This window comes from Shewanella chilikensis (assembly GCF_037953065.1).
Lineage (GTDB): Bacteria > Pseudomonadota > Gammaproteobacteria > Enterobacterales > Shewanellaceae > Shewanella > Shewanella chilikensis.
This window is the reverse complement of record NZ_CP149966.1, coordinates 1,375,210-1,398,163: the sequence shown is the minus strand read 5'-3', so window position 1 is coordinate 1,398,163 and position 22,954 is coordinate 1,375,210. Positions and strand designations below refer to the sequence as shown.

The 22,954-nt window shown below is 51.7% G+C and carries 17 protein-coding genes; 15 read left to right on the top strand and 2 right to left on the bottom strand.

The genetic code is table 11. From position 1 onward, the window contains the following. Positions 1–232 precede the first annotated feature (232 nt). From WKR14_RS06410 to WKR14_RS06380, 7 genes are all read left to right on the top strand, one after another. Complete coding sequence (locus WKR14_RS06410) at positions 233–3,319, top strand: amidohydrolase family protein (protein ID WP_101053612.1); 3,087 nt, start codon at positions 233–235, stop codon at positions 3,317–3,319. 32 nt (positions 3,320–3,351) lie between these two features. Continuing rightward, positions 3,352–4,620: an amidohydrolase family protein gene (locus tag WKR14_RS06405; RefSeq protein WP_101053641.1), complete on the top strand. Its 1,269-nt coding sequence runs from the start codon at positions 3,352–3,354 to the stop codon at positions 4,618–4,620. 61 nt (positions 4,621–4,681) lie between these two features. Further along, positions 4,682–5,062, top strand: a complete 381-nt coding sequence (gene rcsF, locus WKR14_RS06400; protein ID WP_101053610.1) for an Rcs stress response system protein RcsF — start codon at positions 4,682–4,684, stop codon at positions 5,060–5,062. A gap of 10 nt (positions 5,063–5,072) precedes the next feature. Further along, the gene (tsaA, locus tag WKR14_RS06395) at positions 5,073–5,807 is read left to right on the top strand and encodes a tRNA (N6-threonylcarbamoyladenosine(37)-N6)-methyltransferase TrmO (RefSeq protein WP_101053608.1); all 735 of its coding nucleotides are present in this window, start codon (positions 5,073–5,075) and stop codon (positions 5,805–5,807) included. After that, entirely contained in the window at positions 5,804–6,457 is a 654-nt protein-coding gene (locus WKR14_RS06390) for an acyltransferase (protein ID WP_101053607.1), read from the top strand. Before tsaA ends, WKR14_RS06390 begins: the two co-directional genes overlap by 4 nt. Positions 6,458–6,555: 98 nt before the next feature. Beyond that, positions 6,556–7,734: a GGDEF domain-containing protein gene (locus tag WKR14_RS06385; protein ID WP_157822661.1), complete on the top strand. Its 1,179-nt coding sequence runs from the start codon at positions 6,556–6,558 to the stop codon at positions 7,732–7,734. A 100-nt stretch (positions 7,735–7,834) separates the two neighbouring features. Further along, a complete protein-coding gene (locus WKR14_RS06380; protein ID WP_101053603.1) occupies positions 7,835–9,553 on the top strand; it encodes a proline--tRNA ligase in 1,719 nt (572 codons plus the stop codon). Between the two features lie 144 nt (positions 9,554–9,697). Here the strand turns inward: WKR14_RS06380 and grpE are convergent, their stop codons facing one another. After that, a complete protein-coding gene (grpE, locus tag WKR14_RS06375) occupies positions 9,698–10,315 on the bottom strand; it encodes a nucleotide exchange factor GrpE (protein WP_101053601.1) in 618 nt (205 codons plus the stop codon). Positions 10,316–10,409: 94 nt separating this feature from the next. On the opposite strand from grpE, the gene nadK reads away from it, so the two are divergent. From nadK to WKR14_RS06340, 7 genes are all read left to right on the top strand, one after another. Beyond that, positions 10,410–11,288 carry an NAD(+) kinase gene (gene nadK, locus WKR14_RS06370; RefSeq protein ID WP_039035936.1) on the top strand — a complete coding sequence of 293 codons (879 nt, stop codon included), beginning with the start codon at positions 10,410–10,412 and terminating at the stop codon, positions 11,286–11,288. 653 nt (positions 11,289–11,941) lie between these two features. After that, a complete protein-coding gene (locus WKR14_RS06365) occupies positions 11,942–13,588 on the top strand; it encodes an L-lactate permease (protein WP_224868314.1) in 1,647 nt (548 codons plus the stop codon). Between the two features lie 80 nt (positions 13,589–13,668). After that, positions 13,669–16,473: an FAD-binding and (Fe-S)-binding domain-containing protein gene (locus WKR14_RS06360; RefSeq protein WP_101053597.1), complete on the top strand. Its 2,805-nt coding sequence runs from the start codon at positions 13,669–13,671 to the stop codon at positions 16,471–16,473. A gap of 311 nt (positions 16,474–16,784) precedes the next feature. Further along, positions 16,785–17,528 carry a (Fe-S)-binding protein gene (locus WKR14_RS06355; RefSeq protein ID WP_224868316.1) on the top strand — a complete coding sequence of 248 codons (744 nt, stop codon included), beginning with the start codon at positions 16,785–16,787 and terminating at the stop codon, positions 17,526–17,528. A 10-nt stretch (positions 17,529–17,538) separates the two neighbouring features. After that, complete coding sequence (locus WKR14_RS06350; protein WP_224868318.1) at positions 17,539–18,915, top strand: lactate utilization protein B; 1,377 nt, start codon at positions 17,539–17,541, stop codon at positions 18,913–18,915. Between the two features lie 4 nt (positions 18,916–18,919). Further along, complete coding sequence (locus WKR14_RS06345) at positions 18,920–19,489, top strand: LutC/YkgG family protein (protein WP_101053593.1); 570 nt, start codon at positions 18,920–18,922, stop codon at positions 19,487–19,489. Between the two features lie 120 nt (positions 19,490–19,609). Continuing rightward, positions 19,610–20,935, top strand: a complete 1,326-nt coding sequence (locus tag WKR14_RS06340) for an IS4 family transposase (RefSeq protein WP_115390034.1) — start codon at positions 19,610–19,612, stop codon at positions 20,933–20,935. A 166-nt stretch (positions 20,936–21,101) separates the two neighbouring features. On the opposite strand, the gene WKR14_RS06335 is transcribed toward WKR14_RS06340, so the two are convergent. Next, the gene (locus WKR14_RS06335; protein ID WP_224868434.1) at positions 21,102–21,275 is read right to left on the bottom strand and encodes an energy transducer TonB; all 174 of its coding nucleotides are present in this window, start codon (positions 21,273–21,275) and stop codon (positions 21,102–21,104) included. Between the two features lie 663 nt (positions 21,276–21,938). Between WKR14_RS06335 and WKR14_RS06330 the strand changes: the two genes are divergently transcribed. Further along, positions 21,939–22,889 (top strand): IS30 family transposase, encoded by a 951-nt coding sequence (locus WKR14_RS06330; protein ID WP_001107060.1) that lies wholly within the window; start codon positions 21,939–21,941, stop codon positions 22,887–22,889. Positions 22,890–22,954 lie beyond the last annotated feature (65 nt).

Genomic DNA, 22,954 nt, shown 5'->3' with positions numbered 1-22,954 from the left:
GTGTCGGGGCTTTTTTATGCCTGGAGAAAACCATATTTCTGTTAAAAAGCCTTACAATTACGCCTTGGCATTTACATTTAGGCTGAGTTAAGTTTACCACTGCCAACTTAAAGCGAGGCTCTCGTCCGCTTTTTTATCACTCTTAGGGGAAAACGTACTGAATGATCGCAACCTTTCCCTCTCTGATGACAATGACTCTCCCCAAGGAATTATGACAAGGTAGCCACAACAGATGAGACTTTCTTTTCCCGCCATAAACCTACTGTTGTTCAGTCTTGTGGCCTGTAGCGCCTTTGCCGATGAGACACAGCTGACAGACAATACTCCGAGATTGACCGCCTTAACCCATGCCAAGCTTATACTTTCACCTGGAAAACAGCTGGATAACGCTACATTACTTATTGAAAATAACCGGATAAAACAAGTAATTCCCAATAATGAAATTCCACAAAATGCTTATAAGATAGATCTCAATGGTTACACCATCTATCCGGGATTTATCGATCCCTTTGCCGAATATGGTTTGGAATATTCAGAATCACCGGCAACTATTGAAGCTCCCGTCTATCAAATTAAGTCAAAAGGGGCGATAGCCGCAAATGGTGCCATTCATGCAGAGAAGGAATGGTTTACTTATGTTTTGTCGGATAACAAAACTGCATCAAACTGGATAAGTAATGGCTTCACCAGTGTCCAGAGTGCACACCTTAACGGAATATTCAGAGGAATAGGCGTCTCACTTTCTTTGGCGAACAAAAAGAGTAACCAAGTGATATATCGCCCCAGAAGCCGACATTTTATGGCATTTGATAAAGGTAATTCACCGCAGGATTATCCCAATTCTCTGATGGGAAGCATAGCGTTAATAAGACAGACTCTCAGTGATGCCAACTGGTATAACCAGAATAAAAAGAAAGCAGCCAACCGCGAGGATCTATTATCACCGGAATTTAATATCGCCCTTGAACGCTTGCACGATATAAAAACTCGTGGTGCGATATTTGACACCCGAAACCTCAATAACCAGTTGCGTGCAGCCAAACTCTTGAGCCAAGAAGATATCCAGCCAATCTTACTGGGAAATGGCCAGGAGTACGCAAGAGTGAAAGAACTGCAAGAATATCGCCCCATATTGATATTGCCATTGAACTTCCCAGCTGCTCCTCAGGTCAGTGACGAAGACAATGCCAGGGAAGTACCACTCAGAACCTTGAGACACTGGGAGCGGGCACCGAGCAATCCTGCTGTAATGGCCGCCAATAACATTCCTTTCTCCTTCACCCAATATGGCATGGACGGCAAAACCTTTTGGCCCAGATTGAGAATGGCGCTGCAGGCCGGTCTCGATGAAGAAACCGCATTGGCGGCACTGACAACAGAAGCTGCTGCAGTTGCCGGCATTGAGGATTTAGTCGGTAAACTGGCGCCCGGCTATATGGCCGATCTGGTAATAGCCAAAGGCAATCTGTTTCAGGACGGCGAAATAGTCAGCGTTTGGCTACAAGGTGAAGAACAAATCCAAACGGCTCCTGGATACCAATGGCAAGGCAGTTATCGTCTGCATCTAGCTGAACTGGAACTGGATCTTGAGCTGCAACTGAGCCAGCAAACGCCCCAAACACTCAGGGGTAGCCTCAGCAGTGGTGATCAACAGATAGAGCTTGCTCACCTGAAAGCCGACAACAAACGCCTGAGCTTCAGCGTCAATTTACAGGGTGCCGGCATAAATGGCATTAGTCGAATAACCCTTTGGCAAGATGATGAAGGGCTGCAGGGCAGACTCTTGCATGCCGATGGCGCCGTGACTCAACTGGCCGGCTCAAGATTGCCGAACGCGCCTTTAACGGCCGATACAGAGACGGGAGACAATGCCAATTCCCCGCCAGCCTCTTCCAAGACTAAACCCGAGTATCTCAGTCGTTTGACGAGTCCACTGCAAGCCTATGGCCGCAGTGAGCTGCCAAGAACGGAAAAACTGCATATCCGCAATGTCACCCTTTGGACCTCAAGCGAGGCAGGCATCATTGGTAACAGCGACCTGATTCTGGCCAACGGCAAGATTGAAGAGATTGGCACAGATCTCAGCACTCCGGCAGGTTATCAGGTCATAGAGGGAGCAGACATGCACCTGACTGCCGGGATCATAGATGAGCATTCCCACATTGCCGTGAACGGCGGCCTCAATGAGATGTCCGATGCCATCACCTCAGAAGTACAAATAGCCGATGTGCTTAACCCGGATGATATTGCCATCTATCGCTCCTTGGCCGGCGGCGTCACCACCGCCAATCTGCTGCATGGCAGCGCCAACCCTATAGGTGGCCAGTCGCAGGTCATTCAACTGCGCTGGGGGGAGTCGGCCGAGGGACTCAAGTTCACCCAGGCCCATCAGGGAATTAAGTTTGCTTTGGGGGAAAACGTCAAACAGAGCAACTGGGGCGAGCGTTATACCCGCAGATTCCCGCAAAGCCGCATGGGGGTGAAGGCTCTGATGAGTGATGCTTTCAATGCCGCCAGAGACTATCAAGACGCCCAAGCCCAATATGCCGAGCTGCGCTCACGGGAGAAACGTAAGCAGCTCTCCCCTCGCCCCGATTATCGTTTACAGGCGATTGCCCAAGTGCTGAATGGCGAGCGCGATGTGCATATTCACTCCTATGTCCAGTCTGAAATCCTGATGTTCTTGCGCCTCGCCGAGGCTTACGATTTCAAGGTCACCGCCTTCACCCATGTACTGGAAGGCTACAAGCTGGCCCCCGAGTTGGCGGCTCATGGTGCTGGCGCTTCCACCTTTGCCGACTGGTGGGCCTATAAATTTGAGGTCTATGATGCCATTCCGCAAAACGCCTGTTTGATGATGAATGCCGGCGTGCTCACCTCGATTAACTCAGATGACTTTGAAATGCAGCGGCGCCTGAATCAGGAAGCCGCCAAGTCGGTGAAATACTGCGACATGTCCCAGGAAGATGCCTGGAATATGGTAACCATCAACCCCGCCAAACAGCTCGGAATAGACGCCATAACAGGTTCAGTTGAAGAGGGGAAACAGGCAGATTTGGTGCTCTGGGATGCCAACCCCCTATCGGTTTATGCCAAGAGCCAGGCAGTGTGGATTGGCGGCAAACGCTACTTTGACCGCGCTGAGGATAAGCAAATGACCCAGGCTATCGCCGACGAGCGTCAGGCACTGATCCAGAAAATTCTTGGCAGCGACCCGGCGCGGCTTCAAGGCGAAACGACTTCAGAAATCCTAGAGCCCTTGTGGCAATGCGACACCCAATTCAACGCTTGGGGTCAAAATAAGGAGAGCCGCCTGTGACCAAGTTTCCTCTATTGCCACGCATCGCATCTATGCTGGCACATCTGCTGCTAGGTGGTTCGCTATTGATGTTCGTACCGGTAAAGGCCCATAACCTGATCCCGGCCGAGCGCCAGCAACAAGCCATATTGCTGAAAAACGCCACGGTTCACAGCGTCAGCCAAGGCATACTCAAAAATACCGATGTGCTGCTCGAGCAAGGCGTTATCAGCGCCGTAGGCCCAGGATTAACGGCTGAAAATGCCCGGGAATTTGATCTCAGCGGCAAACACCTTTATCCCGGCCTCATAGCACTGGATACCACCCTGGGTTTGGTAGAGATAGCCATGGCCAGGCCAACAGTCGATAGCCGCGATGTGGGCAGTGCCAATCCACAGCTTGAAGCCGCCAGCGCCTTCAACCCGGATTCAGAATTGCTGCCCAGTGTGCGGGCCAACGGTATCACCCACGCGCAAATAGTCCCAAGAGGCACAGGCATTGCCGGGCAATCGGCACTGGTCTCCCTGGATGCCTGGACCATAGAAGATGCCCAGGTCCCATCTAGACCACAGTTCCACCTCTATTGGCCAACGGAGCCGCAAAAACAAGGTACCAGCGAGGCAGATAAGCAGGCACAAATGACCTATCAGGACGCCCTGTCACAGATACACAAGCACTTTGAAGCGGGTAAACGCTACGCCTTGAGTCAGCAAAGCAGCGAAAGTGCCCTTGAAGACAGCCGCTGGCAAGCGCTCTTGCCGCTGTATCGCCAGGAGGCGCGACTGTTTGTTCATGCCGACAGGCAGCAGCAGATAGAGGCGGCCATAGCCCTGGCCCGTCAGTATGGATTCAAGTTAACCCTGGTCGGTGGCTATGATGCCTGGCGCCTGGGTGCAGCGCTCAATGAAATAGAGGCAAGCGTCATCTATACCCATACACTTGACTTGCCACTACGAGAAGATGAACCCATAGGTCAGGCTTTCAGAGTACCAGCATTGCTCAAACGCGCCGGTATTCCCTTCGCCCTCGGCTTCAGCTCCGATTGGGACAGCCGTAACCTGCCGCTGGCCGCGGGCCAAACCGTGGCTTGGGGGCTCAGCAAGCAGCAAGCACTCAAGGCCATTACACAAGATGCCGCCAAGATACTGGGCGTAGATAACTTGGGGGCCATAGCGCCCGGGTTTCAGGCCAACCTTGTGGTCAGCAGCGGCGATATTCTCGACCCCATGAGCAGCCGGATAGAGCTGATGTTTATTGACGGCAGGCAGGTGGATCTCAACAATCGTCATCGGCAGCTTTATCAAAAGTATTTGAAGCGATAGAATTTCCCATACAGCTCCCGGGATGGCCGGGAGCATGGACGAATAACTATAAGGCCGGGCCATGAAACCGATTTTTCTTTCCACTCTGGTATTGCTGCTTGGCGGCTGCGCCGGGGAATACAGCTTCAATTCAAACTTAGACAGCCAGGCTATTCAAGAGTACTTCAAACCCTCGGAAGTACAGTTGTTCGATGGCAGCCGACCAACAGGCCAATATGAAGTGCTGGGATTGGTTGAGGGCAATGCCTGCCAGTCCGAGCCAGATGGTGTACCGGCCACTATGGCCGATGCCCGCACTGAGGCGCGCCGGGCGGCAGCAGATATGAAAGCCAATGGTCTTATCATTAAAAACTGTGTCGAAACCCAGGAAGCCGCAGCCGGTTGCTACACCAGCGCCATGTGTGTCGGCCAGGCTATTCGCCTGGCAACCCCGAAGGAGTAAGCCTGACGTTATGGGGTTTTCGACTCAAATAGAAGCGGTTGCCTATTGCCGGACACCATATAAACAAAAGTTTGGTATTCCTCGTCAGCCGGGCTTGGTGGATTTTGTTCGCGGTTTTGTCGAACTGACAGCGCCCTACAATCATATTGATGCGGTGCGTGGGCTGGAGCAGTATTCCCACCTCTGGTTACTGTTCTGTTTTCATGAAAATCTGGCCCAGGGCTGGAAAACCACAGTGCGCCCTCCCCGGCTCGGCGGCAATGAAAAACTCGGGGTGTTTGCCACCCGCTCCACCTTCAGGCCCAATGGCATTGGCCAATCTGTGGTGAAGCTGCATCGGATCCACCAAGGCAAAGGTAAGGTGATACTGGAGATCTCCGGCATGGATCTGCTCGATGGCACTCCGATAATCGACATCAAGCCCTATATTCCCTTTTCGGATGCGATACCTGAGGCGATAGGCGGCATAGCGCAGCAGGCTCCCGAGCAGCTTGAGGTCAACTTCAGCCATCTCGCTGTAGAACAACTGATCCGACTCGATAAACGCTATCCCGGGCTGGATAAGCTTATTCAGGCGGTGCTGGCCCAAGACCCGAGACCCGCCTACAAGAAAGGCAAGCCGGACCCCAAACGCTATCAAGTGGCTCTGTATGATCTGGATATCTTCTGGCATGCCCATGAGCAAGGCATTGAGGTCGAAACCATACAGCCCTTTTGTGCCAAAGCGTCCGGCGCCGAAACATGAGTGATTTTAAGCCCTCAGCAGATGATTATCAGGCGCAGCACAAAAGGCGCCTCTCCTGGATGCCCTGGCTCTGGTATCGCCTCAAACCCAAGCATCTAGAATGGGCCCTTCCCTGGCAACAAGCGATTCAGGCCAGGCTCCAAGCCCTTGAAACCATCAGCATAGGGCAAAACTGCTTTATCGCCCCCGAGGCAGAGCTGTTTGCCGAACCCGGCAGGCCGATAACCCTTGGCGATGAGTCCATGATAGCCGCCAACTGCTTTCTGCACGGGCCGATACAGATAGGCCGAGAGGTCAGTATCAACCACGGCTGCTCGCTGGATGGCGGCAGTCGCGGCATAGTGATAGGTGACAAGACCCGCATTGCCAACAATGTCACTGTCTATGCCTTCAATCATGGCATGGCACCGGATATGCCCATCTATCGTCAGAGCAGCCAATCCAAGGGAATAGTCATTGGCGAAGATGTCTGGATTGGCGCCCAGGCAGGTATCGTCGATGGCGTGACCATAGGCGACTGCGCCGTCATTGCCATGGGCGCCATTGTCACCAAGTCGGTACCAGCGTTTGCCATAATGGCGGGAAACCCTGCTAAAGTAGTGGGAGACAGACGCAATAAGCCACTGACGGGCAGAGAGAAAAATCAATAATTAGGAAGATGAGCGCCATGGATTGCCAAACCCGCCCAAACACACAAACACCAAGAAGCATACCAAAGGGTTTACCGGGTATCCGCAGCCGGTTACTGTTGAGTTTTTTCTTGCTGGCCGGGCTGATAGTGTTTTTTGGCGGTGCCAGCCTCTGGATAATGGATAGCACAAACACAACTCATATCACCGAACTGCAGAAGCAAAAACAGCTGCTGCAGGCCATTAGAGCCAATCAAATGCAGCATCTGGCACTATTGAAACTCAAAAACAACTGGCCCAGTTATCCCCTCAATGAACGGGAGGCGATTCTTGATGAAACCAGGCAGAGACAACAACAGATAATATCCACCCTGAGCCAGTTTACCCTGGCAACCAAAGAATATGACGAGGCCTTAGTTCTGGGGCAGCAGTTGTCAGTGATGAGCGGTCACCCCCTGAAAGCGCCACATATGAACGGCATGATAAGCGCCATAGATCATCTTTCTCTGCGTCTGTCCGGCATAGGGCTGACCCATCTGGATGCCCAGATGCAAAAGAACAGCAAATCGCTGATGCAAACCCTGTTATGGCTGGTGCTCGGCTCACTGGCACTGATAGTTTTGAGCCAATCTGTAGCCTGGACAGTCATTGGTCGCCACTTGCTCAAGCCTTTATTGCAGACCAGCAACAAGCTCAGCGAACTGGTAGAGCAAAACTTTGGTGGCCGCTCGCCAGCCCCGGTGAACCGGGAAACACTCAAGATAAACCATGCGCTGTTGTCCCTTGAGGCGCAGATGAGAGCCTTGACCAGCGAGCAGCAACAAGACGAACTCACGGGGCTTTATAACCGCCGTACATTCAACCAGTTGATGAAACAGTCCTGGCATAAGGGAATCGTAAGACAGCACAGGATAGGCTTACTTCTCATTCAGAGCGATCAGGCCATTGCCAGTGAAACCCTGTTGCATTTGGCCCAAAGGCTGCTGGACTTTGAAATTAGCGGTGAACATTTTCTGGCGCGATTACAACAATCTCAGTTGGCGCTGTTACTGCCAAACCAGGATCCGGAAGCCTGTATCCGCATCGCCCAGAGCCTCAATCAATTTGTGTTGGCGGCCAATCTGCGAGCCAAAACCCAAAGCCCGCGACTCACTGTTTCTATCGGCGTGGCCAACATCCAACCCAGCAGACAAAATAATTGGGACAGCTTGGTGTTTCAAGCAGAAGAAGCCCTGCTCAGCGCCCAAAACCGCGGCGGCAACTGTAGCGCCGGTGTCAATCAGTTAACAACGAGCTAAATTCGAACAAGGAAAGGGGAATTTATCCGCGCTGGCCGCGTGACATCATCGAAGCAAGTGATAAAATGGCGGCCATTCAATTCATTTCGGACCCAAGGTAATGCGAGTCAGTCAATACCTGTTATCAACACAGAAAGAAAACCCTGCCAATGCAGAGATAGTCAGTCATCAGCTTATGCTGCGCGCCGGTATGATACGCCGCAACGCCTCAGGCCTCTATAGCTGGCTGCCGTCCGGCCTGCGTGTACTGCGCAAGGTCGAAGCCATTGTGCGTGAAGAGATGAACAAGGCCGGGGCCATCGAAATTCTGATGCCCATGGTACAGCCGGGGGATCTCTGGGTGGAAACAGGTCGCTGGGACAAGTTTGGTCCAGAGCTGCTGCGCTTTGTCGACCGTCACAATCGTGACTTCGTCCTGGGCCCGACCCATGAAGAAGTGATTACCGATCTGGTGCGCAAAGAAGTCAGCTCCTACAAGCAACTGCCGCTGACCCTTTATCAAATCCAGACCAAATTCCGTGATGAAGTTCGCCCACGCTTCGGTGTTATGCGCTCACGTGAGTTCCTGATGAAAGATGCCTATTCTTTCCATCTGGATCAGCAAACCATGGATGATACCTATCAGGCCATGTACACGGCTTACAGCAACATCTTGTCGCGCATGGGCCTGGCCTTCCGGCCTGTACTGGCAGATACCGGCTCTATCGGTGGCAGCATGTCACATGAGTTCCACGTGCTGGCAAGCAGCGGAGAAGATCTGATTGCCTACTCCAATGGCAGCGACTATGCCGCCAATATCGAGAAGGCTGAAGCGCCGCTGCCAACCACAGAGCGCGCCGCGCCCACTCAGGAAATGACCCTGGTCGACACCCCAAATGCCAAGACCATAGACGAACTGGTTGAGCAGTTTGGCCTGGATATCACCAAGACGGTTAAGACTCTGATAGTCAAAGGCGCCACCGAAGAAGCCCCACTGGTGGCCCTGGTTGTCCGTGGCGACCATGAGCTGAACGAAGTCAAAGCCGACAAACTGGAACTGGTTGCTGCGCCGCTGGAATTTGCCTCTGAAGCAGAAATCCGTGACGCCTTGGGAGCCGGCCCAGGTTCTCTTGGCCCAGTCGGTCTGTCTATTCCTGTTATCATAGATCACAGTGTTGCCGTGATGAGCGACTTTGCCGCTGGCGCTAACCTAGATGACAAACACTATTTCGGTATCAACTGGGAGCGGGATCTGCCGCTGGTCAGCGCTGCCGATATCCGTAACGTAGTGGAAGGTGAAACCACCCCTGATGGCAAAGGCACTTACGCCTTCGCCCGCGGTATTGAAGTTGGCCATATCTTCCAGCTGGGCACCAACTACTCTGCCGCCATGAACGCCACTGTGCTGGACGAGAATGGCAAGTCTCAGACTCTGCTGATGGGCTGTTATGGTGTCGGCGTCAGCCGCATCGTTGCCGCCGCCATCGAGCAGAATCACGATGACCGCGGTATCATCTGGCCGGAAGCGATTGCCCCATTCACAGTGGGTATTCTGCCGATGAATATGCACAAGTCACACAGAGTGACAGACACTGCCGAACAGCTTTATAAAGAGCTGACCGATGCGGGTATCGAAGTGCTGTTTGATGACCGTAAAGAGCGCCCTGGCGTGATGTTTGCCGATATGGAACTCCTTGGTCTACCTCACACCATAGTGATTGGCGACCGCAACCTGGATGCCGGTGTTTATGAGTATAAGAACCGCCGCACCGGAGAAAAGCAGGAAGTGCCTATGGCAGAAATAGTGGACTTTATCAAAAAGGCCGCTGGCCAGAAGTAAGCTTCTGGGTTGCTTTTAAATCCAAGACCAAGAAAGCCGAGCTTAGCTCGGCTTTTTCATGGCTGGAAACCTGCTTGCAAATAAAAAACCGCAGACTTATCTGCGGTTTTTTAGTCTCGCCGCTACGGGCGTTTTAGTGCGCTATCAGGCTTGGGTATCGACGCTTTCACCGCCCTTGGACACCATTACCATGGCAGGACGCAACAGACGTTCATTAAGCTGATAGCCCTTTTGCATCACCAACATCACGGTATTGGCCGGGAACTCGGCGCTTGGTTGCATGCCAATGGCTTGATGCTGATCAGGGTTAAAGGCTTCACCCATAGGATCTATCTGTTTGACGCCGAACTTCTCCACCGCTGACAGGAAGCTCTTCAGTGTCAGCTCAACACCTTCAAACAAAGGCTTGGTGACTTCATCGGCCTTATCTGCGCCCACCAGAGCACGCTCCATGTTATCGATCACAGGCAGCAGTTCATTGCTGAACTTTTCCAGGGCAAACTTATGTGCCTTCTCTACATCCTGCGCCGCCCGGCGACGTATGTTATCAACTTCAGCTGCGGCACGGATGACAGAATCTTTCTGCTCCTCAACTGTCGCCTGTGCGTCAGATAAAGCCTGTTCCAGCTCCTCAATACGGAAGTTAGCCTGAGTCAGCTCGTCGATAATGCCGCCTTCCTCAGCTACGCCCTCGGTGGTTTCAACCTGGTCAACCACTTCTTCGACCTGTTCCTGCTCTGCTTTAAATGACTCTTTGTTCATTTCTACTCCAGCTAAAAATGCTTTGTTTCTGCATACTCTGGGCATATTATGGGGATCAAATTGACCGTTTCAACCCCCAGAGTTCCCAAAATCTATGTCCACTGAGTTTCATACTATAGGCCTGATAGGAAAACCCCACCATCAGGGGACCAACCTGACCCTTAAGCGTCTGCATTATTGGCTGAAAATGCAAGGCTATGATGTGCTGGTGGAAGAAAGAGTCGCGGCTGAACTCGGGAAAGATGTACGTGCAGTAGACTTACTGGATATCGGCGAGCACTGTGATCTGGCGATAGTGGTCGGGGGGGATGGCAATATGCTGGGCGCGGCCCGGGTTCTGGCACGCTTCGATCTTGGTGTTATCGGTGTCAACCGCGGTAATCTGGGATTTTTAACCGATCTGCCGCCGGATGCCTTTGAAGAGTCGCTCGCCAAGGTGCTGGATGGCGAATACGCCACAGAACACAGGTTCCTGCTCGAAGCCGAGGTTTATCGCCACGGCGAAGTCAAAGCCAGCAATACCGCCGTCAACGAGGCCGTGCTGCACCCAGGCAAGATAGCCCATATGATCGAGTTCGAGGTTTATATCGACAACCAATTCATGTACAGCCAAAGGGCCGATGGCATGATAGTGTCTACACCGACCGGCTCAACCGCCTATTCGCTGTCGGCCGGCGGCGCGATATTGACCCCTAATCTCGAAGCACTGATCCTGGTGCCCATGTTTCCCCATACCCTCTCCTGCCGCCCCATAGTGGTCGACGCCTCCAGCATCATCAAACTGGTGGTGTCACCGGAAAACGGCGAAAACCTGGAAGTAAGCTGTGACGGCCATGTCACCTTGTCTGTAATGCCGGGCGATGAAATTATCCTAAGACGCAGCAAGGAGCGGCTCAAACTCATCCACCCAAAGGGGCACAACTACTTTCATGTATTGCGTAACAAATTGGGCTGGGGCAGTAAACTCTTTTGAAGCTTGAGTGGTCTGAGCAAACTCTTGCAGCTACAAACACAGTTCAGCATTAGGTCAAGGTTAAAGCACCTGAGAACAAAGGTGCTTTTTTGTTATTTATTTTCAAAAAATGTAAAACAGCACTCACGTGATCAATATCACGTTTTATAGCGCCCGATATAACGGTGACCAAGATCACGGTAACCCCGCAAGAAAAAACAACTTATCTATCTGATTTTTATTGGTTTAAATAAAAACACCCCAAAACCAACTTCACCAAAAGCTCAATTAGTGTGACTTAAATCACATTCGAGATTTGCGATATAAGCCTGTCATTCCATCACAAATGAAATAACAGGATCACTTTATTACCATTTTGAGTAAAACAAAGCCATAATTCCTAAGGTTGTGGGCCATTTTTTAAATATCTATTCCCCAAAGTTATATAAACGCCAGAGCAACAGTGATCTTCGTCACACTTTTTCATTTGCCAGCGGAGACGCGGCTCCCATAACCAAAAACTTAAGCCAGATACGAAAGGCAAGATGATCCAGATCATTTTGGTTCCGGGTAAATTAACCATGATAAGCACGCACAACAACAAATGGGAAAGGCGATAGCACTTTCTCAACACCACAATAAGCACAAGCAACATATGAAATGATGAGGCAACCATGACATTTCTTCAGTTACTCGCAAGTCTGACACCCGTGATCAGCGTTATGCTGTTCCTGGTGTTGCTCCGGATGCCTGCATCCAGAGCTATGCCAATCTCCATGGTGATAACCGCCCTGGCCGCCGTTTTTATCTGGCAGATGGACACTACTCTACTGGCCGCCTCCGTGGTTGAAGGCCTGCTGTCGGCGATTACACCTTTAACCATCATCTTCGGTGCAGTATTCCTGCTCAACACCCTGAAATATTCAGGTGCCATGGATACCATTCGTGCCGGCTTTACCAATATCAGCTCAGACGCCAGGGTACAGGTGATTATCATCTGTTGGCTGTTCGGCTCGTTTATTGAAGGCTCTGCCGGTTTTGGTACACCCGCCGCGATTGGCGCGCCTCTGTTGGTGCTCTTGGGTATCCCACCAGTTGCGGCCGCCGTGGTTGCTCTGGTCGCCGACTCAACGTCAGTGTCTTTCGGTGCCATTGGTCTGCCGGTGCTCTTTGGTATGGAACAGGGTCTGCTCGAAGGCGGTACCAGCATGGCTGCGGCGCAAATTGCCGAACATGGCGGTCACTTCAGTGATTATGCCCAGTTCATTGCCATGCATATGATCACCATAGATCTGATAACAGGTACGCTGATCCCCTTGGTAATGGTGTCTGTACTGACAGGCTTCTTTGGTCGCAATAAGTCCTTCAAGGAAGGCTTAGCCATCTGGAAATTTGCCCTATTTGCCGGTTTGGCCTTCACCATTCCAGCCTGGTTGATCAACTTCTTCGCCGGTCCAGAGTTCCCTTCCGTGATTGGTGCCCTGGTCGGTATGGCATTGGTAATCCCAGTTGCCCGCAAAGGCTGGTTACTGCCTAAAACCCCTTGGAATGACTTTGCCGAAAACGACAAAGAGGGCGAAACGGCTCAAGTGGAGAGCAAGGCGCGTTTCTCCCAGTTGGCCGCCTGGACCCCTTACCTGATCATGGCAGGTCTCTTGGTGCTTTCACGTGTGGTACAGCCACTGAAAGCCTGGTTGAACAGCTTCAACATCAGTTGGACCGGCCTATTAGGCACAGAGCTCAAAGCTGGCTTCGCCACCTTCTTTGCACCGGGCGCCTTCTTTGTTGCCGTGTGTATTCTGGGCTTCTTCCTGTTCAGAATGAACTCCAAGGCCATCAAAGAATCGGTCACAGTTTCCTGCAAATCCATGGTGCCAACCATTATCTCCCTGGGTGCCTCCGTGCCTATGGTAAAAATCTTCCTAAACTCAGGCACCAACAGTGCAGGTCTGCAATCCATGCCGGTAGCATTGGCGGATATGCTGGCTGGAAGCCTCGGCAGCGTTTGGGCCTGGATTTCCCCGATAGTCGGTATTTTCGGTGCCTTCCTGTCGGGTTCGGCCACCTTCTCCAATATGATGTTCTCCGGCCTGCAATACAGCGTGGCTGATAACATAGGGGCCAACCATGCACTTATCCTGGCACTGCAAGGTATTGGTGCCAACGCCGGTAACATGATGTGCGTGATGAACGTGGTCGCGGCGGCAACTGTGGTCGGTATGGCCGGTCGCGAATCTGAAATCATCCGCAAGACTATGCCTGTAGCACTTGGCTATGCTTTGCTGGCCGGTACCTTGGCAATGCTTTGGGGTGGATTCTAAAAACGATAATAACTCCTCGATAAGGCAGCCGCCCTTGGCGCTGCCTTTATTATCAAATTTAATGTGTAGAGAAATGTCTTATGTCTATCAACTATGAAGCCGTGATCCGTGACCTGCGTAAACAGTTGGGAGAAACTGCCGTCAGTGACGACCCTGTGCGCCGTTTTGCCTGGTCAACCGATGCCAGCTATTTCCGGATAGTGCCCGAGGTTGTGGTACATGCCGAGGATCTGGAGCAGGTAAAACGCACTCTGGCTGTAGCCAGAAGCTACGGTGCTCCGGTGACTTTCCGCGCCGCAGGTACCAGTCTGTCGGGTCAGGCCATAGGAGAAGGCATATTGCTTATCCTGGGATTCGACGGTTTCCGTACTCTGGATATCAGTGAAGACAGTAACAAGGTCACTCTGGGTGCCGCTGTTATTGGCGCCGATGCCAACGCTGCCCTCAAACCTTTGAATAAGAAAATCGGCCCGGATCCGGCAACTCTGGCTTCTGCCATGGTGGGTGGTATCGTCTCCAACAACGCTTCCGGTATGTGTTGCGGCACGGCCCAAAACAGCTACCAAACCATCTCCTCAGTAAAACTGCTGCTGGCCGATGGCACAGAGCTTGATACCGGCAGCGAAGAGTCCAGAGAAGCCTTCAGTCAATCACACCCCGAACTGCTCAAGGCGCTGGCAGACTTGGGTGCCATGGCTCGCGGTAATGAGACCCTGGCAGCGCGAATTCGCAAAAAATTCGCCATTAAAAACACCACAGGTTACAGCCTCAACGCCCTGGTGGATTTTGAAGATCCCTTCGACATCATTAACCACATCATAGTCGGCGCCGAAGGCACCCTGGCGTTTGTCAACGAAGTCACCTATCACACAGTGGACGAGGCTAAATTCAAGGCCTCGGCGATGGCGGTATTCTTCAATATGGAAGATGCGGCCCGGGCAATCCCTCCTATTCAGGGCGAAAGCGTAGCCGCTGCCGAACTGCTGGACTGGGCCTCCATTAAGGCGGTTACCGGCAAGAAAGGTATGCCGGATTGGCTGGCCGAACTGCCGGAAGGCGCCGCGATTTTGCTGATAGAATCCCGCGCCAATGATGATGAAACTTTGGAACGCTATACCCAGGACGTTATCGCGAAACTGGCACATATCGAGACCGAGCGCCCCATCAGCTTCAGCCGTGATCCTGCCGTTTACGGTAAATACTGGGCCATGCGCTCCGGCCTATTCCCCATTATCGGTGGCGAGCGCCCCAAGGGCACTTCGGTAATCATCGAAGACGTAGCTTTCCGGGTTGAAAACCTGGCCAGTGCAGCCCACGATCTGACCGAGCTGTTCCATAAGCACGGCTATCCTGAAGGGGTGATCTACGGCCACGCCCTGGCCGGTAACTTCCACTTTATCATTACCCCTAAATTCGGCTCCCAGGCCGATATCGAACAGTTCCATCAATTTATGGAAGCGGTCGCCGATATGGTGATCAACAAGTACGACGGTTCGATGAAGGCCGAGCACGGCACAGGCCGCGCCGTGGCACCTTTTGTGGAAATGGAATGGGGCAGTGACGCCTACACCCTGATGAAAAACATCAAGCAGATCTTCGACCCCGAAGGACTGCTGAACCCAGGGGTGATCCTCAACGACGACAAGCAGGTACACATCAAGAATATCAAGCCTTGTCCCGAAGTGGACGACCTGGTAGACAAGTGTATCGAATGCGGTTTCTGTGAAAAGACCTGCCCCACCTCGGCGCTGAACCTGTCACCCAGACAGCGGATAGCTACCTTGCGTGAAATCGAGCGTCTGGAACAGAGCGGCGACAAGGAAGCGGCCGAGAAGATGCGTGCCGCCGCCAAGTATGATGTAGTGGATACCTGCGCCGCCTGCCAGCTGTGTACCATTGCCTGCCCGGTAGACAACAGCATGGGCCAGCTGGTCCGCAAGCTGCGTACTCCCTACATCACCACCACAGAGCAGAAGGTTCTGGATTTCCAGGCCAAGCACTGGGGCGCCGTCAACCAGGTGCTGAGCACAGGCTTTGATGCCCTGGGCACAATACACAAACTCACGGGCACGGGGATCACCTCTGGGCTGATGAACATGGGCCGGGCAATTTCCAAAGAAGTGCCTTACTGGAACCCTGACTTCCCCAAAGGCGGTAAGCTGCCCAAGCCATCAGCTCCCAAAGCCAACCAGGAAACAGTGGTCTATTTCGCCGCTTGCGGCGGCCGCACCTTCGGCCCAACACCGCTGGACCCCGATGACCGCACCCTACCTGAAGTAGTAGTGACCTTGCTGGAGCGTGCCGGCTATAACGTGATTACGCCGGCCAAGACCCGCAATCTGTGCTGCGGCCAGATGTGGGAATCCAAAGGGGATTTCAAGAACGCCGACATGAAACGTGACGAACTTATTGACGCGGTCAGTGCCATGACAGAGGGCGGCAAGCTGCCCGTGGTTGTCGATGCTCTCTCCTGCACCTACCGTGCTCTTTCCGGCAATCCCAAGGTTGAACTGTTGGATCTGGTCGAGTTCCTGCACGACAAGGTATTGCCGAAACTCACCCTCACCAAGAAGGTCAATGTGGCACTGCACCTGGGTTGCTCGGCACGTAAAATGAAGCTGGAACCCAAGATGCAAGCCATTGCCGATGCCTGCTCCAACAAGGTGCTGCGCCCGGCCGGTGTCGACTGTTGTGGTTATGCCGGAGAGAAAGGTCTCTACAAACCTGAGATCAACGCCTCGGCGCTGCGTAACATCAAGAAACTCATCCCCACCGACTTCAAGGAAGGCTACTACGCCAACCGTATGTGTGAAGTGGGCCTGAGTCACCACAGTGGTATTTCCTACCGCCACCTAGCTTATCTGCTGGAGGAGTGCAGTCGCTGACTATACTTAGAGGGAGCATTAGCTCCCTCTTTTTTCATCTGTGTTATATAACGGATTTGCGTTCGGATTAACGAACAAACTAAAGACAAAAAACACCATTAAAATCAAATAATTAAAACCTTCTCATTTTTGCAAAAAAGATTTTAATCATTTACTGAATTAGCACTATTTATTGTGTGGTTATAGGCTTATATTCAAGCATATTTACCCTGTGTCAGGTGATGTTCAAATACAGAGTCAGAAAGCATCTGGCCACACCGGACATAGATGATGTCGGTTAACGCAAGCAACATCCAATTAGGAAACACCAAATGAAGATAGCCTTGTTTATTCCCTGTCTGGTCAACCAGATGCTGCCGGATGTGGCCATCGCCACCTTGGAACTGCTGGAGAAACTGGGGCACCAGGTGATCCTGCCTGAAGGCCAAACCTGCTGTGGTCAGCCCATGACCAACTCGGGTTGTTTCAACGAAGCCCGTAACACTACATTGAAGCTGCTCAATGCCTTCAAGGGAGTCGAATGCGATGCTATCGTATGTCCAGCGGCCTCCTGCCTGGTAGCCGCCAAAGAAAACTTCCATGAGTTTGACGACAGCCCGGAAGCCGCGGCCGTTATCGCCAAACTGTACGAATTGACCGAATTCCTGCACGATATCGCCCCGGTAGAGAGCTTCCCCAAGCCCTTCCCGCACAAGGTGAGCCTACAACTGAGTTGTCACGGTATCCGTATGCTGGATCTCGCCAGCCCCAGTGAATACATGGGCCCACGTTACAACAAAATGGAAGCCCTGCTGGAACGCATTCCCGGCATAGAGATCACCTATCCGGATCGCCGCGATGAATGCTGCGGCTTCGGCGGTACCTTTGCGGTAGATGAAGGTGCTGTGTCTGCCAAAATGGGCAAAGACAAGGCTCAGGCCCATGCAGCCACGGGAGCAGACTATGCCGTAGGTTTTGATCCATCCTGTCTGATGCATCTGGATGGCATGATCCGCCGCCAAAACTTGCCGATAGAAACCCGCCATCTGGCGCAGATCCTCAACGCTGCCATTTAGGGAGATAGCCATGTCACAGACACAAGGGGCCAAAGCCCACGCCAGCCAAGCAGAGATCTTCTGCCGCGATGAGTCCAGAGTTGATTGGCATTCCAAAGCCCTATGGGTGTTGCGGGAAAAGCGCGACCGCGCTGCCGGCAGCCTGCCCGAGTGGGAACAGCTTAGGGATCTGGGTTCGGCTATCAAGCTGCATACCCTGACCAATCTGGCCAAGTATCTGGAAGAGTTCGAAGCCAACTGTATCCAGAACGGCATTCAAGTGCATTGGGCCAAAGACGGCGCCGAGCATAACCGCATAGTGCATGAGATTCTGGCCAGCCATCAGGTGAAGAAGCTGGTGAAGTCCAAATCCATGCTCACCGAAGAGTGCCACCTCAACCCCTTCCTCGAAAGCAAGGGCATAGAGGTCATAGACACAGACTTGGGTGAACGCATCATTCAGCTGAAAAAACAGCCACCTTCACATATCGTGGTCCCCGCTATTCACCTCAAGAAAGAGGAAGTGGGCGAACTGTTCCATGAAAAACTCGGCACAGAGGCCGGTGCCAGCGACCCGACTTACCTGACCCGTGCCGCCCGTGCCCATCTGCGTGAGCAATTCCTCAGTGCCGATGCTGCCATGACAGGGGTTAACATGGCCATCGCCGACAAGGGCGCAGTGGTTGTTTGTACCAACGAAGGTAACGCCGACATGGGCTGTAACCTGCCTAAGCTGCAGCTGCACTCCATGGGAATAGACAAGCTGGTACCATCGGTGGAAAGTGCCTCGGTTTACCTGCGTACTCTGGCCCGCAACGCCACCGGCCAGCCGGTAACCACTTACTCCAGCTTCTACCGCGGCCCGCAGGCCGGTGGTGAGATGCACGTCATCATAGTGGACAATGGCCGTACTGAGATGCTCAAGGACAAGATCCTTGCCGAGTCGCTCAAGTGTATCCGCTGTGGCGGTTGTCTGAACACCTGCCCTGTATATCGTCGCAGCGGTGGTTACAGCTACAACTACACTATTCCAGGTCCAATTGGCATCGCAGTCGGTGCGCAGGACGATGACACCAACTCCATCGCCTGGGCCTGTACCCTGTGCGGCTCTTGCTCCTATGTATGCCCCACTAAGGTGCCATTGGACAAGATCATCTTCCGTCAGCGTCGTCTAAAGGCCGAGTCAGGTAAACTGCCTTACGGTAAAGGCAGTTATATGCCATTGGTCGGTAAGTTTATGGCCAATACCACTATGCTGAACTGCTCCATGAGCATGGCTAGACTGGGCTTGAGAATACTGCCAGGTAGCCTGCTCAAGCCATTCTCCGGCGCCTGGGGTAAATACCGTGAACTGCCCAAGGCACCCGCCTCTAGTTTCGAGGCCTGGTTCAAGAAAAACAGGAGCTAATCAGATGTCCAGCAAATCTTTTATTTTGGATGCCCTTAAGTCCTGCGCACTTGAAGGACACAATATGCCGGCCATAGATGTGGCCCCTAGACTGGACGACCTGATTGGCCAGTTTGAAACCAACCTGGGAACCGTTGCCGGCAAACTGCATAAGCGCGGAGGCTTTAGTGAGCTGCAACAGCAAGTCGATGCCCTGATAGCCGAAGGCAAGCAGATTATCTCTCAAGTGGAAGGGGTTAGCGGTAACCGTGAAGTCCCTGAAGACAGCCATGATCTGCGTGATATCGATTATGCAGTGATCAAAGGTCAAGTGGGTGTTGCTGAAAACGGTGCCATCTGGGTCAGTCAGAAATCTCTGTCCCACAGGATCACGCCCTTTATCTGTGAGAACCTGTTCCTGGTACTTGAAGCCGATGCCATTGTCGCCAACATGCATGAAGCAGCCGACAAGATAATGTTGGACTCGGGTGAGTTTGGGGTGTTTATCGCCGGCCCATCCAAGACGGCTGACATTGAGCAGGCACTGGTAGTTGGTGCCCACGGCGCCTGTAGCCTGAATGTCTTCCTTATCTAACTCAGGATGAGGATGACAAAAACGCCGGCAACTGCCTAATGCCGATCAGTTAAGACAGATCGCTTGACGATCTCACTGAAAGGATCAAAATCCGATGACCCCATGTCATCGGATTTTTTTATGCAACTTTCAGAAGCTTTGGCGCGTACTCATATCAATCGTCTTACCGAATTCACCTGTCTGGCCGATGTGCTTGAGCCTGAGTTAATTCAATCGTGCCTTGATTCACATGGTGTTGCCAGTTTAAGGCGACGTAAGTTACCTATGGATGCCATGATTTGGGCGGTGATTGGTATGGCTCTGTTCAGAGGCGAGTCCGTCCGTTCACTCATCAATAAGCTTGATATCGTCTTACCTCAAGAGGTGGATTACGTTGCTCGCAGTGCTGTCACGCAAGCGCGCAAACGGCTGGGCTCTGATGTTGTTCGGGATGTGTTTAAGCGAAGTGCCAAGACCTGGCATGAAAGAGCAGAGCATCCTCATTGGTGTGGGCTTAACCTCTATGGGGTCGATGGTGTCGTGTGGCGAACACCTGATAGCGAGCAAAACAATCAGGCCTTTGCCAAAACTGCCAACGCTTCTGGTGATGCAGCCTATCCGCAAATTCGCATGGTTTGCATGATGGAGCTAAGCAGCCACTTGGTATTGAACAGTGCCTTTGATTCTGTTGCTGTCAGTGAAATGAATTTAGCCGCCGAATTGATATCAAGCATCCCCAATAACAGCCTGACGCTGTTTGACAGAGGCTTTTATTCGTTGGGACTTTTGCACGCCTGGCAACAGGCTCAACCTAACAGTCACTGGCTGCTGCCGTTGAAGAAAGGGACACAATATGAAGTGGTACGCTCTTTAGGAAAACACGACCAACTGGTGCGGTTAACCACCACGCCTCAAGCCAGAAAGAAGTGGCCTATGCTGCCTGAGAATATTGAAGCTCGCTTACTGACGAAGACGATAAAAGGTAAGTCGGTTTCCATTTTGACGTCATTAACGGACCCATTGCGTTACCCGGGGGCAGAGATAGCGGATTTATATGCCCATCGATGGGAGATAGAAGTGGGCTATCGGGAGATGAAGCAGCATCTTCTGGAGAGTCGCTTTACGTTACGCAGTCAATTGCCAGAGCTGGTTATCCAAGAATTGTGGGGGGTACTGTTGGCCTATAACCTCATCAGATACAAGATGGTGTTGATGGCTAAAAGCTTACCGTCGTTACATCCGAACCAATTAAGCTTTAGAGATGCGTCGAGTTATATCATTTTTAAACTGACTCAGCTGTCATCTCAAACGCCTGGGAATGTCCCGAGAGATGTCTTGGACATAGTGCGTAATGCGAGGCAGTTCAAGCTTGATGGGAAACGGGATAGAGCCTATCCACGTGCGTTAAAAATGAGTAAAAACAAGTATCCCATTAAGCCTAAGAAAAATGCCGTTCACACTAAGTGAACGGCATTACGGCAACTGCCGGCGTTTTTATTGGGCTACAATCAGCTCTGCAGCCTTACAGCGTGCAGGAAATCTTTGACCACGTCTTGGCGCTAACGGGCTTACCATCGACAAACTTGGGTGCATAGCGCCACTTTGACACGGCTTTGACGGTTTCAGTTTCAAACTACTTGCCACCCTTGGAATCCAGCACTTCCACATGGCTGACAAAGCCCTGTTCGTTTACAGTCACTTCCACGTTGACCCAACCTTCTCGGCTCATCCTGGCATACTGAATTGGATAACCGGGCACGGCACGAAACAAGGGCCGCTGCTCCTGATCCACACTCCAGGGGCGCATATTGCCTATCACCTGACAGTGTTGAGTCGCTTTGTCCAACCAGAAAATGATAGAGCTACGGTTAACTAATTTGCTTCCAATTGGTGATAGTGCGCTTTGACTTGCCCATGATATTGACCGTAAACCTTGCGATGCAAGCTCTGATCATAAAGTGCCAAAAAGGTTCCACTGATTTAGGCAACAACGCCTTGGAAACCCCATAAGCCTGGCAAGGAAAATTAATGGATCTGACAGCCGATGCGCCGATACATACAACTGATAAACCCGACACTGAACCTGTGAGATTACAATACTCAGGTTAGCAAAGCTTTAGTTGGTGTTAGAAAAGTACAAAAAACACAAGGTGACACAAAAACACACCAAATAAAATACAAAAATCAAACAACTAAAACAAACACCACCCAATAAAAAAACCAAGCAACGATAAACTTAACAAATAAAAAATAAATGCAAAAATGTTAAAGATTGATTTTTTGATTGCCTTATACGCATTTTTTTGGTTACTTAAGAAATGCATAATTTACAAATTATGCTCAAGGGGCAAATACGAAAAAGGAGCCCGAATTCAGATAATAAGTGCACCACTCATGGTTAAACGGTGAGGAGAGATCAACTGCCTGTTGGTGATACTCTGTAGTCGCCAAACAAACATGAGTAGTTACCATGAATTACAAGCAGTTGATCGAGGGACAACGATACCAGATTGAGGCCTATTTACGCGAGGGTTTCAGTTATCGGGAGATAGGAAAACGTCTGAAAGTCAGTCACAGCACAATCAGCCGGGAAGTAAATCGCAATCGAATTCGGGATAACCATTACTTGCCGGAAGTCGCTCAGGCGAAGGCACTAAAACGCCGTTGTCAGTCCGCGAAGTCTAGAATATCTGGACTGACCATCACCTTTGTTGAGTTCGGTCTCAATGAGAAATGGAGTCCGGAACAAATAGCCGGTGTCGGTAAAATCATCGGATATAACGTCAGTCACGAGTGGATTTATGGCTATGTCCAGCGTGATAAATTATGCGGCGGCAAGTTGTACAAACAGCTCCGCCAGAGTCACCGAAGATACCGTAAAGGTAACCGTGCGAAGCGTGTGATTATCCCGAATCGCGTAGGCATAGAGCATCGTCCCGCTATCGTGAACAAGAAAAAGCGGTTCGGAGACTGGGAAGCTGACACGGTTCTGGGCAAGCAAGGTACGGGCGCGATTGTCAGCCTGGTTGAGCGAAAAAGTAAGCTGTACCTGATACGCAAAGTGCCAGCGAAAAGCGCAGCCGATGTAGCCCGGGCCATGGTTGGTATGCTGTGGAAATATCGAGGTTATGTTCGAACTATCACTGCGGACAACGGCAGCGAGTTCTGTGACCACGAACAGGTCGCAGAAAAGCTTAAAACGGATGTCTACTTCGCTAACCCTTATTCGTCCTGGGAACGCGGACTGAATGAAAACTTCAACGGTTTGCTGCGGCAATACATACGGAAAGGCACCGATTTGCGGACGGTAACAGATAAGCAAATTAGTGAGATTGAACGGGCATTAAATGCCAGACCGAGAAAGTGCCTCGGCTTCAGGCAACCTGTTGCGGTATTCAATGAATTACGCAAGGCAGCCTAATTTAGCGAGTGGTGCACTTCGGAGTTGAATTCGCGAGTTTTTATGAGAAAAATCTTATTAGTATT

Coding starts and splice junctions, on each gene's coding strand:
- WKR14_RS06410 (WP_101053612.1), top strand. CDS start 233: ATGAGACTTTCTTTTCCCGCCATAAACCTACTGTTGTTCAGTCTTGTG.
- WKR14_RS06405 (WP_101053641.1), top strand. CDS start 3,352: ATGCTGGCACATCTGCTGCTAGGTGGTTCGCTATTGATGTTCGTACCG.
- rcsF (WP_101053610.1), top strand. CDS start 4,682: ATGAAACCGATTTTTCTTTCCACTCTGGTATTGCTGCTTGGCGGCTGC.
- tsaA (WP_101053608.1), top strand. CDS start 5,073: ATGGGGTTTTCGACTCAAATAGAAGCGGTTGCCTATTGCCGGACACCA.
- WKR14_RS06390 (WP_101053607.1), top strand. CDS start 5,804: ATGAGTGATTTTAAGCCCTCAGCAGATGATTATCAGGCGCAGCACAAA.
- WKR14_RS06380 (WP_101053603.1), top strand. CDS start 7,835: ATGCGAGTCAGTCAATACCTGTTATCAACACAGAAAGAAAACCCTGCC.
- grpE (WP_101053601.1), bottom strand. CDS start 10,315: ATGAACAAAGAGTCATTTAAAGCAGAGCAGGAACAGGTCGAAGAAGTG.
- nadK (WP_039035936.1), top strand. CDS start 10,410: ATGTCCACTGAGTTTCATACTATAGGCCTGATAGGAAAACCCCACCAT.
- WKR14_RS06365 (WP_224868314.1), top strand. CDS start 11,942: ATGACATTTCTTCAGTTACTCGCAAGTCTGACACCCGTGATCAGCGTT.
- WKR14_RS06360 (WP_101053597.1), top strand. CDS start 13,669: ATGTCTATCAACTATGAAGCCGTGATCCGTGACCTGCGTAAACAGTTG.
- WKR14_RS06355 (WP_224868316.1), top strand. CDS start 16,785: ATGAAGATAGCCTTGTTTATTCCCTGTCTGGTCAACCAGATGCTGCCG.
- WKR14_RS06350 (WP_224868318.1), top strand. CDS start 17,539: ATGTCACAGACACAAGGGGCCAAAGCCCACGCCAGCCAAGCAGAGATC.
- WKR14_RS06345 (WP_101053593.1), top strand. CDS start 18,920: ATGTCCAGCAAATCTTTTATTTTGGATGCCCTTAAGTCCTGCGCACTT.
- WKR14_RS06340 (WP_115390034.1), top strand. CDS start 19,610: ATGCAACTTTCAGAAGCTTTGGCGCGTACTCATATCAATCGTCTTACC.
- WKR14_RS06335 (WP_224868434.1), bottom strand. CDS start 21,275: ATGCGCCCCTGGAGTGTGGATCAGGAGCAGCGGCCCTTGTTTCGTGCC.
- WKR14_RS06330 (WP_001107060.1), top strand. CDS start 21,939: ATGAATTACAAGCAGTTGATCGAGGGACAACGATACCAGATTGAGGCC.